The organism is Enhygromyxa salina (assembly GCF_002994615.1).
Lineage (GTDB): Bacteria > Myxococcota_A > Polyangia > Nannocystales > Nannocystaceae > Plesiocystis > Plesiocystis salina_A.
In genome coordinates this window covers 40,221-53,758 of record NZ_PVNK01000190.1, presented here as the reverse complement: position 1 = coordinate 53,758, position 13,538 = coordinate 40,221, and the positions used below count along the sequence as shown (strand labels likewise).

The 13,538-nt window shown below is 70.4% G+C and carries 8 protein-coding genes; 5 read left to right on the top strand and 3 right to left on the bottom strand.

Translation table 11 applies throughout. The features are described from left to right. Positions 1-53: 53 nt before the first annotated feature. Entirely contained in the window at positions 54-1,301 is a 1,248-nt protein-coding gene (locus tag ENSA5_RS22410; RefSeq protein WP_106393730.1) for a hypothetical protein, read from the bottom strand. A gap of 227 nt (positions 1,302-1,528) precedes the next feature. Continuing rightward, on the bottom strand, positions 1,529-2,932 hold the full coding sequence (locus ENSA5_RS22405) for a cytochrome P450 (RefSeq protein WP_106393729.1): 1,404 nt from the start codon (positions 2,930-2,932) through the stop codon (positions 1,529-1,531). Between the two features lie 306 nt (positions 2,933-3,238). Between ENSA5_RS22405 and ENSA5_RS22400 the strand changes: the two genes are divergently transcribed. The 4 genes from ENSA5_RS22400 to ENSA5_RS22385 all read left to right on the top strand — a co-directional run bounded on the left by ENSA5_RS22400 (position 3,239) and on the right by ENSA5_RS22385 (position 10,287). Continuing rightward, positions 3,239-4,270 (top strand): M28 family peptidase, encoded by a 1,032-nt coding sequence (locus tag ENSA5_RS22400; protein ID WP_106393728.1) that lies wholly within the window; start codon positions 3,239-3,241, stop codon positions 4,268-4,270. Positions 4,271-4,304: 34 nt separating this feature from the next. Next, positions 4,305-7,265: a protein kinase domain-containing protein gene (locus ENSA5_RS22395; RefSeq protein WP_106393727.1), complete on the top strand. Its 2,961-nt coding sequence runs from the start codon at positions 4,305-4,307 to the stop codon at positions 7,263-7,265. A gap of 149 nt (positions 7,266-7,414) precedes the next feature. Further along, the gene (locus tag ENSA5_RS22390) at positions 7,415-9,139 is read left to right on the top strand and encodes an N-acetylmuramoyl-L-alanine amidase (RefSeq protein WP_106393745.1); all 1,725 of its coding nucleotides are present in this window, start codon (positions 7,415-7,417) and stop codon (positions 9,137-9,139) included. Continuing rightward, positions 9,136-10,287 (top strand): beta-propeller domain-containing protein, encoded by a 1,152-nt coding sequence (locus tag ENSA5_RS22385; RefSeq protein WP_146155994.1) that lies wholly within the window; start codon positions 9,136-9,138, stop codon positions 10,285-10,287. Before ENSA5_RS22390 ends, ENSA5_RS22385 begins: the two co-directional genes overlap by 4 nt. Positions 10,288-10,299: 12 nt before the next feature. On the opposite strand, the gene ENSA5_RS36260 is transcribed toward ENSA5_RS22385, so the two are convergent. Continuing rightward, the gene (locus ENSA5_RS36260) at positions 10,300-12,159 is read right to left on the bottom strand and encodes an LVIVD repeat-containing protein (protein WP_146155993.1); all 1,860 of its coding nucleotides are present in this window, start codon (positions 12,157-12,159) and stop codon (positions 10,300-10,302) included. Between the two features lie 52 nt (positions 12,160-12,211). On the opposite strand from ENSA5_RS36260, the gene ENSA5_RS22380 reads away from it, so the two are divergent. Beyond that, positions 12,212-13,513, top strand: coding sequence for a glycosyltransferase family 87 protein (locus ENSA5_RS22380; protein ID WP_146155992.1), 1,302 nt, complete (start codon positions 12,212-12,214; stop codon positions 13,511-13,513). Positions 13,514-13,538: the final 25 nt, after the last annotated feature.

Here is a 13,538-nt window from a genome sequence, read left to right as displayed (position 1 = left end):
AACGCCCACCCCGGCAGTGCCGGGCGTGGGCGTCGTCGCAGAGCCAGCTTGGCTCAGACACACTGCTCGAGGTTGGCGTGGCAACCGTTGATGCAGTCGGCGTTGAGCGTGCACGGAGAGCCGACCTCGCCGGTCGTGCACTCGTAGCTCTTGTTCGAACAGTAGGGCGCGCTGGCCGAACAGTCCGAGTCGTAGGCGCAGGCGTCGCCGGCCTCGCCCGCCGAGCAGACATCGACGGAACACAGCGGCGCCTCCTCGGCGCAGTCGTTGTCGTAGTCGCACGCGTCGCCCTCGCCGCCCTCGGAGCACAGCCCCTGCGAGCACAGCGGGGCCTCCTCGGCGCAGTCTCCATCGTAGCCGCACGCGTCCCCGACCTGCCCGGCCGAACAGACATCGTTGTTGTTGCAGATCGGCGCCGACGGAGAGCAGTCGATGTTGATCTCGCAGTCGTCGCCCGCGAGGCCCTCGGAGCAATAGCCGAACGCGCAGTAGTTGGCCGCTGGCGAGCAGTCGTCGTTGTAGAGGCAGGCGTCGCCGAGGTCGCCGGCCGAGCACGAGCCGTCGGAGCAGTAGGGCGACCCCGCGGCGCAGTCGGCGTCGCCGTTGCAGGAGTCGCCTACCCCACCCTCGGAGCACTGACCGAAGGCACACAGCGGGCTCGACTCGCTGCAGTCCGCGTCACTCGCGCAGCTGTCGCCGACCCCGCCCGCGGAGCACGAGCCGCTGGCGCAGAACGGCGCCTCGGCGCTGCAGTCTCCGTCGTAGCCGCACGGGTCCCCGACGCCTCCGCCCGAGCACTCGCCGCTGACGCAGCTGTCGCTCGCGCAGTCATCGTTGAACACGCAGGCGTCGCCCGCCTCTCCGGCCGAGCAGGCGCCATCCGAGCAATAGGGGGCGTCCTCGTTGCAGTGCGAGTTGTAGGTGCACGGGTCGCCGACGCCACCGTCGTAGCAAGTCCCCGCCGCGCACCGGTTGTCCCCCGCACAGTCGGAGTTGTAGTCGCAGGGATCGCCGTCGCTGCCGTCGTAGCACAGGTTGTCGACGCAGGCCGGGGCTCCAGCCGGGCAGTCCGCGTTGTAGGTGCACGCCTCGCCCTCGTGGGGCGAGGGCGCCGGGGTCTCGGGCGACAGGACCTCGCCGACTTCCGAGAGGGGCTGCCCGTCAATCTGGAGCTCGGCGTCGAGATCTTCAACGCCGTCCTCGACGGCGCAGGAGCTGGACAGGCCAACCAGGGCGAGGGTTGCAAACAGAGGACGAGCCCAACGGCGGGCTCCACGGAGATCGATCGGTGCGTTTTCCATGCGCCCCATCCTATTTAATACCTCTATTTATTCAATACATATTTTATGCATACATTTGAGCACAATGGCACCGGCCCCTTGGCCGATTGTCCGATTGGTCACATTCCTGTCACTAGGCGACAAAAAAAACCGAAAGTGCATATTGAGTTCGGTTCGTGGGACGGTGATGAGCGCTCATTCGCGGGTATTCGCGAATGAGCGCCGCGTGGGCGCGCGGCCGCCAGGGTCTACCGCGCGAGCCGCACGACGACGTCGTGCGAGGGCGGGTAGATGCCCAACCCCGCGCGGCTGAGGTCGAAGCCCGGAAGCGGCCCGGGCGCAGCGAGCTCGAGCTCGAAGCGCGAGAGCATCAGGGCCACGAGCAGCTTGACCTCGTTGATCGCGAAGAAGCGCCCAGGACACATGCTGACCCCGGCCCCAAAGGGCATCAGCGGCATCGGGACCCGCTCGCCGCCCTTGAAGAACTGCTTGACCCCGCGCTCGATGTAGAAGCGATCGTGGCGGTAGCGCTCGGGTTCTTCGAAGATCTCGGGGTCGCGGTGGCTGAGGTAGGGCGCGATGCAGACCCGATCCCCCTCGCGCAGGGCCCAGCTGCCCGAGGGCGTGCCAAGCTCGAAATCGAGCATGGCCCGGCGCACGGTCAGCGAGCCGCTGCTCAGGCGCAGGGCCTCTCGGATCGCGCTGTCGAGCAAGCGCAAGGAGTCGAGCGCCTCGGTGTCGAAGGTGTCGCAAGCGGCGAGCTCGGCCCGGACCGCGGCCCCGGCCTCGCGGTCGTGGATGAGGTGGACCAGGGCCCAAAACGCGGCCGGGATCGTGTTGGCGTGGGCGGCCCACAGCACCGCCGCCTGCATGCAGCCGATCTGCTCGGGCTCGAGCGCGCACGCGCGGATGATCTCGCGACGCCGCTTCATCCACTCGCTGAGCTCGGGGGCGCCGGCCTCGATGTTGGCCCCGAGCCGCCCGACGAGCGCCTCGCGACCGACCACGCCCTGCTTGACCATGAAGTCGGGCATGCCCGCGACCATCAGCGGGAAGTCGCGGTCGAAGTCTTCAAAGGCCCGGGCCAGCTCCGGATCGGCGAGCGCGTCGCCGAACAGCGCGTCGGTACCGGCCGCGAACATCAGCTCCCAGATGAAGCGATAGAGCTCGAGCTCGCGCCGCTCGCCGAGCAGCTCGGGCAGCAGGCGACGCAGCCGAGCCTCCATCCGCCCGGTCACGGGTCCGAGGTGCTGGCCCTTGAGGTACACCCGGGCCAGCTTCTCGAGCGGCTCTTGACCGTCGAGGTCGCGGATCTCGGGCAGCCCGAACGCGCTGGCCATGACCTCGTCGCCGATCGGCTCGAAGCTGAGCGGCTTGGCCTTGAGCACCTCGGGGACGCCCATCGGGTCGAGCACGAAGGTCATGCGCCGACCGCCGACCAAGAGCGTGAACACGTCGCCGTGGTCCTCGCGGGCCTGGGCGAGGAAGCCCATCGCGTCGCGGCCGAAGGGCAACGCGACGCCCAGAAAAGGCAGCGAGCCCCGGAGCAGCGGCGGCTCGCCCCGCCGTCGGCTCCCGTTGAAGGCGCGGAGGCTGCCGAGATACGCGGCTGGGATGGCGAGGCAGGTTGCGAGGACTGCTGGCCAGGCCATGTTCAGATCCTCGCGGGCCCACGCTGTGAGGTCAACTCCGAGGCGTCGAGTCTGACCCCGCTGAATTCGCGGGGCTCAGCCGCTCGTGCCCTCGGTGCCAATTTCGTCGGGCTTGGCCCCCAGCAGCCCGGGGTGCAATCCATCGTGTCGCCTCGCGCCGGAATTTTCGCCGAGGGCGCGAAGCCAAAACGCCGCTGTACCGGGCGTACTGCAAGTTTTGGCGACAAAGCCATCGGCGAAAAGGCCAAGCGAGGCGGCGCGAGGGATTGCACCCCGGGCTGCCAGGCCACGCTATCATCCGAGGCGATGCGCACAGCCCTCTTCTTGCTCGCTGGCGCGCTGATGAGTGGAGGCTGTCATGCCGAGGGCCAGCCCCCGAAGCCGACGGTCGCCGAGCCGACGGTCGCCGAGCCGACGGTCGCCGAGCCGACGGTCGCCGAGCCGCGCGAGCGCGCGCCGGATCCCGAGCTGGTCGCCGCGCTGCGTGGCCACGTGCAGGTGCTCGCCGGGGAGATCGGCGGGCGCGGGATCGGCCCGGGTGACGCCGGGACCTCGACCCTCGACGCGGCCGCGGCCTACCTGCGCCAGCAGTGGACCGCGCAGGGCTACGAGGTCCACGCGCAGGCCTACACCGTCGGCGAGCAGCAGGTCGAGAACCTGTTCGTACGCGTGCCCGGTCGCTCGCCTGCGCTGGTGGTCGTCGGCGCCCACTACGACACCTGCGATGGCAACCCCGGCGCCGACGACAACGCCTCGGGCGTCGCCGCGCTGCTCGAGCTCTCGCGCCGCCTCGCCGCGACCGAGCCCGAGCGGACCCTGCACCTGGTCGCGTTCGCCAACGAGGAGCCGCCCTACTTCAAAGATCCGCAGACGATGGGCAGCGCCGTCCATGCCCGGGCCCTGCGCGAACAGGGCGAGGAGGTCGAGGCCATGCTCAGCCTCGAGAGCATCGGCTACTTCAGCGATGTCCGCGGCAGCCAGCACTACCCGGCGATCCTCGCCCCCCTCTACCCCGAGACCGGCGACTTCGTGGCCGTGGTCGGCAAGAACGGCTCGCGTCCGCTGGTCCGTCGGGTTGTGCGCGGGCTCGAGACCCACGGCCCGATCCCGGTCGAGTCGATCGCCGCGCCGGCCAGCATCACGGGCATCGACTGGAGCGACCACTGGAGCTTCTGGCGCGAGGGCTGGGCGCAGGCCGTGATGGTCACCGACACGGCGACCTATCGAAACCCGAACTATCACGAGATGAGCGACCTGCCCGAGACCCTCGACTACCGCCGGCTCGCGCTCGTGACCGAGGCGCTCGAGGCTACGATCCGCGAGCTCGCGGGTAGCTGATCCCCGGCGCGCTTTGATAGCCTGACAACCTCGGATGACTGGCGAAGACAAGGCGCAGCCGTCAGACGAGGTCACGCTGGTCGTCGATCCCGACGCGCCCGACGAAGATGATCCGGGCACCCCACCCTCGGTCGGGCGCTACTTGCTGCTCGAGCAGATCGGCGAGGGCGGGATGGGCACGGTTTACTCGGCCTTCGATCCGGAGCTCGAGCGCACCGTTGCGATCAAGCTGATGTACGCGAGCGGCTCGGCCGATCGACTCCGGCGCGAGGCCCAGGCGATCGCGCGGGTCTCCCACCATCCAAACGTGATCTCGGTCCACGACGTCGGCTACTTCGAGTTTGGCCCGAAGCTCGGCGTGTTCATGGTCATGGAGCTCATCGACGGCCTCGACCTCGACGCCTGGGTCACACAGGAGCAGCGGACCTGGCGTGAGGTGATCGGGGTGTTCGCCCAGGCCGGTCGCGGGCTCGAGGCGGCCCACGCCGAGGGCGTCGTCCACCGCGACTTCAAGCCCTCAAACGTGCTCATCGACAGGCGTGGCCGCGTCCACGTGCTCGACTTTGGCCTCGCCCGCGGGGTCGAGCAGGACGCTCCGCCGCGCGAGGACCCGGGCCCCGAAGCCGCGACGACGCTCAGCTCGGGCGAGTCGCCAAGCTCGGACTCGGGCACCTTCCAGACCGCGGACTCCGGCTCGCGCTCGCGCTCGGCCGTCAGCCCGAGCACGGTCCCGGGCTCCGGCGCGCGCTCGGTCGTCGGCGCGGGATCGGACCTCCTGTCGCGGCCGCTCACGCGCCACGGCGCGATCATGGGCACCCCGCGCTTCATGTCGCCCGAGCAGCATCGCACCAGCGTCGTCGACGCGCGCAGCGATCAATACAGCTTCTGCCTCGCGCTCTACATCGCGCTCTACAACAAGCGCCCCTTCGAGCGATACGAGCGCAAGCTCGACCTGCTCGCGGCCGCCAAGGAGGCCGGGATCAACGACTGGGACGGGCCGGGCGTGCCCGACCACGTCGAGCAGGCCCTGCGTCGCGGCCTCGACCCCAAGCCGGACCTGCGCTTCCCCGACATGGGCGCGCTCGTGCGAGCGCTCGACAACGATCCCTCGATCCGGCGACGACGACGACTCGCCAGCGCGGGCGTGGTCACGACGCTGGCGGCGATCCTCGCGGCCGGGCTCGGGTGGAATCGCCACGCGGTCTCGGCCTGCGAAGATCAGTCCGGGTGGATCGGCGAGGCCTGGGGACCGGCTCCTCAGCGCGCCGTCGAGGCCGCGTTCGCGGCCGTCGATCGCCCCTACGCCGCGACCGCGCTCGCGCAGGTCCACGCCGAGCTCGACGGCTACGCGCAGGAGCTCGGGCAGACCCGCGCGCAGCTGTGCCTCGACGAACATCGCGGCTCGCTCGAGGGCTCGATCGCCACCGCGCGCATGCGCTGCCTCGACGAGCGCCGCGAGCAGCTCGGGGCCGTCGTCGAGCGCCTCCGCGACGCCGACGCGACCCTCGTCGAGCACACCGTCGACGTGCTCTCGGCCCTGCCCAAGATCGCGCCGTGCGCGGAGATCGTCGAGTATGCGGACAACGCCAGCGTCGATCCAAAGCTGCGCGCGCAGATCGAGCGTGACCTCTTTGGTCTCCGCCTGACCGCCGCTCAAGGCCGCGAACAGCAGGCCCTCGACGAGCTCGACCCGGTCATCGCCCGCGCCCGCGAGCTCGGCGATCCCCACACCCTCACCCTGGTCCTCGCCCACGGCGGAGAGATGGTCGGCTCCGCTCGCCGACAGCAGCGAGCCGAGGAGCTCCTGAGCGAGGCGGTGCTGCTGGCCGAGCGCCACGGCGAGCACGACCTCTCGATCGACGCGCTGACCAGCCTGACGATGACGACCAAGGATCTGCGCGGGCGCTGGGACGACGCCGAGCGCACCCTCGATCTGGCCGAGGCCAAGTACCAGCGCGAGCCCGGCGGCCGCCGGGGCGACTGGTACTTCCACTATCTGCGCGGCGGCCTCCACATCCAGCACTCTCGCTGGGACGAGGCCCTCGCCGAGAGCTTGATCGCGATTGAGGGTGTCCGCGCCGAGGGCTCGGCCTTCGAGCTCGCCAAGGTCCTGCAGGCGACCGCGCTCGAAGAGGTCGAGCTCGGCAAGATCGACGAGGCCAAGGCTCACGTGAGCGAGTCGATCGAGATCCGGGCCCGGCTCTACGGCCTCGATCACCCCAACCTCATGTACCCCTACCGGACGCTGTCGAGGATCGCCGTCAAGCAGGGCGAGTTCGCCGACGCGATCGCCCACCTCGATCGCGTGATCGAACTCGGCCGCCGCCACCACGGCCACAACGCCCCGGGCCTGGTCGAGCCGCACAATGAGAAGGCCAGGATCATGCGTCGCCTCGGTCGCTACGAGCAGGCCCTCGCGATCTACGACGAGTCGCGGCGCCTCCGAGCGGTCAACGCCGACCCGACCAGCGAGATCCTGCGGCTCGAGTCGCAGGTACTGCTCCGCCTGCGTCGACCCGAGCGCGCGCTCGAGGCCGCCGAAGACGCCCTCGACCGCCACCGCGAGGAGCTCGGCCCCGACGAGCAGGTCCCGTGGCTGCGCGCGCGCTTCGTGATGCATCGCGGCGAGGCGCTGCTGGCCCTCGGCCGCCACGACGAGGCGCTGATCGATTTCGAGCGAGCGGCCGAGCTGCGCGCGGCCGAGAAGCGCGACGGGCTGTTGATCCGGATCTGGACCGACGAGGGCGCGTGTCGCCTCGCGCAGGGTCAGCGCGAGGGCGCGGCCAAAGCGTACGAGCGGGCCCGCGCGCACATGGAGGCGGACCACGAGACCGATCTGCGGACCCAGGGTCAGCTCTATCTCGGCCTCGCCAAGCTCAGCGACGATCCGAGCGCGAGCCGGGCCTGGGCCGACAAGGCGATCGCCGCGTTCGAGGACCACGGCGGCGACGACGATCTCGCCGACGAGGTTCGCGACTGGATCGCAAACGAGTAGTCGCGCGAATTCGACCAGTCGCGAAATCAATGTGGGTTGAGCCACTCGATCTCGATAAAATTGAGAAGATCGTTGACGCGGCGCCTGGCACTCATGGTAGTTGAACACCTGGACCTACACGTAGGTCGAAGTGCTCAACGGTGATCCACATGTCTCGTCAAACCCGCCTCACTGTCCATATCTCGCTATTTTTGCCGCTGCTCGCGCTCTCGGCCTGCCTCGACCCCGACGGTCGGGACATGGGCCAGCCGGGGATCGCCGACGCGGGTGAAGACGGCTCCGACGAGGGCGAGGGCGAGAACGAGCAGCCGAGCCCGCCCGAAGATCTCGTCGAGATGTTCGACGCCGCCGCGGTCGAGTTCGACGTGCCCGCCACGATCCTCACCGCGGTCGCCCAGATCGAGACCCAGTGGCAGATGGTCCGGGGCACGGTCGAGTTCGAGGGGCAGGCCGTGGGCACCGGGATCATGGCCCTGCGCGGGGCCGATCTCAGCGAGGGGGCGGCGCTGGCCGGGGTCTCGATCGCGGACGCGAGCAACGACCCGCTGTCCAACATCCGCGCGGGCGCGGCCTTCTTGTCGGCGCTCGCCGACGAGCACGGCGTCGCCGACCGCGACGACCTCAGCGCGTGGGAGCCCGTGCTCCGGACCTACAGCGGCATCCAGAGCGAGGAGGGCCGCGACGCCTACGTGTTCGACGAGGTCCTCCCGGCCGCGTACGGGCGGCCCGTCGGCGCCGCGCCGGGCGACACGCCGCTGGCCGTCGACGCTGGCAACGGCGAGCCGACGCCGACCCTCGCCGCCGGCCCCGACTACGAGGGATCAGTGTGGCGTCCCTCGCCCAACCACAGCGCCCGCTCGGCCGGCTCGATCGGCGACCCGGCGATGGTCATCATCCACACCTGCGAGGGCTCCTACAGCGGCTGCTGGAGCTGGCTCAAGAACAGCAACTCGGGCGTCAGCGCCCACTACGTCATCAACAACACCGGGTCTGAGATCTCGCAGCTGGTCGAGGAGAGCCGCAAGGCCTGGCACATCGGCGCGTCCTACGACTGCACGCGCAACTCCAACGTCGACTGCGGCAAGAACGGCTACAGCAGCAACAACTTCACGATCGGGATCGAGCACGCGGGCTACGCCAACCAGGAGTCCTGGGATGACGATATGATCGACGCCTCGGCCGAGCTGGTCTGCGACATCACCAACGACCAGGGCATCCCGCGCGACCAGTATCACATCGTCGGTCACGGCCAGCTCCAGCCCTACAACCGCATCGACCCCGGGCCGAACTGGCCGTGGAACGACTACCTCGCGCTGATCGACAGCTACTGCGGCGACGACCCGGCGCCCGAGCCCGACCCGGATCCCGAGCCCGAGCCGGATCCCGATCCCGAGCCCGATCCCGATCCCGAGCCCGACCCCGATCCGGATCCCGACCCCGATCCCGACCCGATCGAGATCATCATCGACAGCAACAACAGCCTCAACGGGGCCAACGCCAGCATCTTCGTGTCGAACGCGTGGACCTCGGCGAGCGGGCCGACCGATTGGGAGACCGGCTACTGGTGGCACTCGACCCAGGCGATCTCCGACGCGGCTGAGTTCGCGTTCTACCTCGAGGCCCCAGCCGAGCTGACCGTCGAGGCCTGGTGGACCTCGGGCATGAACCGCTCGGCCTCAGCGCCCTTCTTGATCTACGACGCGAGCCCCGATCTGCTCGACACGGTCTACGTCGACCAGCGCGAGGGCGGCGGGCAGTGGAACACGCTGGGCACCTACCAGTTCGAGGCCGGCTGGAACTACGTCGACCTCTCGGTCTGGGCTCCGGGCGGCTCCGTCGTCATCGCCGACGCGGTCCGCGTGCACACCCCGTGAACCGGACCCGAGCGTCATCCTGCGCGCTGGCCTTGCTCGCCTGCGCGTGCTCGAAGCCAGACTCCGAGCGCGCGCGCGCGGGCGCGGCCCGCTCTGCACCCGCCGATGTCTGTGGCCGCGTCGTGTTCGCATCGACCGGCGCGGACGAGCGCACCTCGATCGAGATCCTGGCCGCGGGCGCGGGCCCGTCGAGCCCCGTGATCCCGGCCGGGCAACGCTCGCTGTTCCCCGCCGCGGTCGCGCCAGATGGCCGCTCCTTGCTGCTGCTGAGCTCGAGCCCACAACCCGACGGCAGGACCCGCGATCAGCTCGCGCTCGTGGACTTGCATGGGCTCCCGCGCGAGGCCAGCGAGATCGGCCCGACCGGGGCCCAGCTGCGCAACCCGGCGTGGTCCCCCGACGGTAGCTTCATCGTGTTCGAGAGCGACGCCGAGAGCTTCCGCGACCTCTATCGCCTCCAGCTTGGCTCGGGTCAGCTCCTGCGGCTGACCGACAACCCCGAGGGCAACTTCGAGCCCGCGGTCTCCCCCGACAGCCAGCGGATCGCGTTCGCGTCGAGCCGCGATGGCAACGCAGAGATCTACGTCATGAACGCCGACGGCGGCGCGCCGCAGCGGCTGACCGACAGCCGGGGCGACGACGCCTCGCCGACCTGGTCGCCCGACGGCCGCGCGCTCGCGTTCACCAGCGCGCGCGAGCGCGCGCGCGGCATCGACGTGTTCGTGCTCGCAATTGATGGCGGCGAGGTCCGCCCCGCTGTCCGCGAGGGCTCGCGCGAGGGCTCGATCATCGCCAACGATCTGGCCTGGTCCCCCGACGGCACGCGCCTCGCGTTCACCGAGCTCACGCCCGCGGGCGGCGGCGCGGTGATCGCGATCGTGGACCCCGAACGCGGCGAGGTCATCGCCCGGACTCGCGGACCCGGGATCGACGAGCAGCCCGCGTGGTCACCCGACGGCGCGCACCTGGTCTTCACCCGTGGCCACGGCCAGCGCTCGGATCTGTTCCGCATGCGCGCCGACGCCAGCGAGCTCGCGCGCTTGACCGACGGCGAGGGCAGCTACTGGCTGCCGCGCTGGGTCGCCGACCCCGACTGTGCCCGCGCGCAGCCAGCCCTGCCCGCGCCCGCCCACGCAGGCCAGGGCTAAGTCGGCTCCGGGCTAGCCATCCCAGGGCACGACCAGCGACCAGGGTCCGCGATAGGTCCGCTCGACCGAGCGCACCCGGCCCTCGGCGTCGAGCTCGTAGTCCGAGGCCAGCGCGTCGCCCGGGATCACATGGACCACGAAGGCGTTGTACAGGTCGTCGCCGTAGCGCGGGCTGTTGGCGTCGTTGACCTCGGCTGGCGCCTCGACCCCGAACAGGCCGAAGTCGACGCCGAGCGCGGCCCAGGGCGCCGCGTTGTTGGTGTTGGCGTCGGTGTCGGTCACGAACAGCGGCCGCCCGCCAAGCAGGTCGTCGCGGCCGTGGACCTGCTGCCAGCTGAGGTCCTCGAGCTCGGGCCACATCAGCGGGCACCCGGGGCTGAAGAACACGGCGCGCGTCGGCTGCCCGCGCCCGGCGAGATCGAAGAGCTCGTAGTCGGTCGCGGCCAGCATGACCGGCGGCAAGAGCTCGCCGGGCGGCGGCGGCGTCTCGGCGCCGGGCTCGGGTTGGGCGATGACAAAGGAGCTGATCGCCAGGGGCTCGCCCTCGCGGGCGACGGCCGGGTCGTGGATCCGAACCGCCAGCGGCAAGACGACATCGTCGCCCGGCATGTGCTCGGCGAGCGCGTCGGCGTCGAGCGAGTAGATCTCGCTGGACTCGGCGGGGACCACAAACTCGAAGCGGTGCTCGCCGCGAAACCAAAATTCGACGCGCAGATCGACGACCCCGGGGTTGCGCATGCGCCAGCGGGCGGGCTCTCCTGCCCGAAGGTAGACGCCGCGCGGGAAGTCGAGGTTCGCGGCCTCGCCCTCGGGCTCGATCGCCCAGCGCTCGACCCAGGTCCAGTCCGAGGTCAGCAGCTCCCCCTCGTGCAAGACCGCGTGGAGCATGTTGCCGGTTCGCTCGTAGGCGCCAGCGCTCTCGGGGCCAAAGCCAAACAGGCGCTCGCCTTCGAAGGTCTGGGCGAACGCGCCGCTGAGGGTGACCACGATCGCCAGGTCGTCGGCCTTGGAGATCACCGCAGCCGTCGCGACTCCCGGGGCCTCGAGGGTCCGGTTGAGCGCGAGCGTGTCGCCGTTTAGATCGACGAGCGCGACACCGAGGGACCCCTGGGCCACCGCCACCTGCGAGGCCCCCGAGCTGTCGGCGTTCAGGCCGATCAGCGGACCTTCGAGCTCGAGGCGATCGAGCTCGGCGAAGGTCTGGGGATCGAGCACGCGCAGCTGGGTCCCGGGCCCCTGCATGTCGGCGACGCCGAGCACGATCCGCTCGCCCACGCTCGCGACGAGGCGCGCGTTGCCCTCGGCGCGCTGCTCGAGCGGCGCGGGCGCGCCCCCGGGATCCAGCTCGGCGCTCCACAGCCCGTCCTCGAAGGCCGCGAGGACCAAGGTGTCACCGACGACCTCGAGGTCGCGGATCGTCCACTGCTCGAGCAAGATGCGCTCGCGGAGCACGGGCGCGCCCGGAACCGAGACGTCGTAGACCAGCAGGTCGGGGTTGAAGATCGGCGAGTCGGACGCGCAGTAGAGCGTGTCCGAGGACGCGTGCAGGGCGAGGGTGGTGCAGCGGACCCACTCTTCCTGGGGCAGGTTGTCGGGGTTGCTGCCGGCCTCCGTCAGCGTGAGCCCGCCGTCTTCCTCCAAACGCATGACCGCGATCCCGAACCCGCTGTTGGCGACGTAGACGTGGCCCTCGTGGACGAGCAGCTCGACGAAGTGGTCGATCGGCGTCGCGCGCTCGGTCCCGAGCAGCTCGAGACCCAAGACGGTCTCACTGGCGAGCTGCGTCGTCGGCTCGGGCTCGGGCGCGACACAGCCGAAGCTGCATCCCAGCCCGAGAGCCAGCCCGAGGTCTCGCCAGCTCGCGCACTTCAAGCCAAGACGATAGCACGGGCCACGGGCCCCAGGCTGCTGATAGCCTGCCTCCGTGCTCGAGCCTCGCGCCTCGCTGCTTGCCGAGTCCAGCGCGCCTCTTGCGTCGCCTTCGATGATGGTGGCCGCGCTCGCGGTCCTCGTCGTGCTCGGCTTGGCGGCGCTGCTCGTCGAGTTGCGCGAGCCAGCCCGAGGGTCTGCCTCGCTCGCGCCGCGGGCCAGGCCCGAGGGCCCGAGGCAGCGGGTCATCCTGATCGTGGGGCTGTTGTTGCTCGCGCGCGCGGCGTTCGGGGAGCTGGCCGATCTGTTCGAGGCCGGCGCGGTCCGTGACTGGGACCTCGCGGTCTACTACCACGCCGGCCCCGCGCTGCTCGCAGGCTTCGATCCTTACGACGCGGTACAGCTCGCCGCGGCCTCTGGCCGCGACGATCTGCTGAGCTGCTACTACCCGCCGCTGACCGTGGCCGCGTTCACGCCCCTCTCACGCGTGGACTTGGCGATCGCGGGCCGGGCCTTGCTCGGGCTCAAGCTGGTCCTGCTCGGGGGCATGATCTGGGCGTGGACCCGCCAGCTCGGGCCCTGGGTCGTGGTCGTGACCGCGGCGCTGTGGCTCTACGCGATCCAGATCGACCTCGGCAGCGGCAACGTATCGGTGTTCGAGCAGGCGCTGCTGTGGGCCGGGGTCGGGGCGCTGCTCGCAGATCGCCGCCTGGCCTTCGCCGTGCTGATCGCGTGCGCGGCGGTGTTCAAGATCCAGCTGATCAGCATGGCTGCGCTCGCGCTGGTCGTCGACCCGCGCCACGGCTGGCGCCCGGTCTGCGTCGCGCTCGGCGGGCTGTCGGCCTACCTGCTGATCGGCGTGGGGGCGTTCCCCGGACCGAGCGTGACCTGGTACACGATGGCGCAGGGCGCCGCGCTGAGCGAGGGAGGCTTTCACTCGCCCTCGCTCGTCGCCGCGCTGCGTCACCTCGGAGCCGGCTCCACTGCGAGCGCGCTCGCGGTGGCCCTCGTGCTCGCGAGCTCGACCTGGCTGCTGTGGCGGACCCGCGAGCGCCCGCTGAGCGAGCGGCTGATGGTTGCGATCTTGGCGTTGACCCTCGCCTGGCCACGACTCAAGGACTACAGCTTCATCGTGTTGATCCCGCCTGCGGCGAGCTCGATCGCGCGCCTCTCGGCGCACCCCGGGCGCTGGGCGCCGAAGCTTGGGATCGCCGCCGTGCTCGCGCTCCTCGTCTTGCTCACGCGAGAGCGTCCAGACATCGCCAACGAGGACTACCGCCCGACGCTGCTGCTGCTCTCGCTGTGGCTCACGAGCGCGGCGCTGCTGGTTTGGCCGCCGGGGCCGCAAAAATTTTAGGAGCCGACAATTTCTCTTGCTAGAC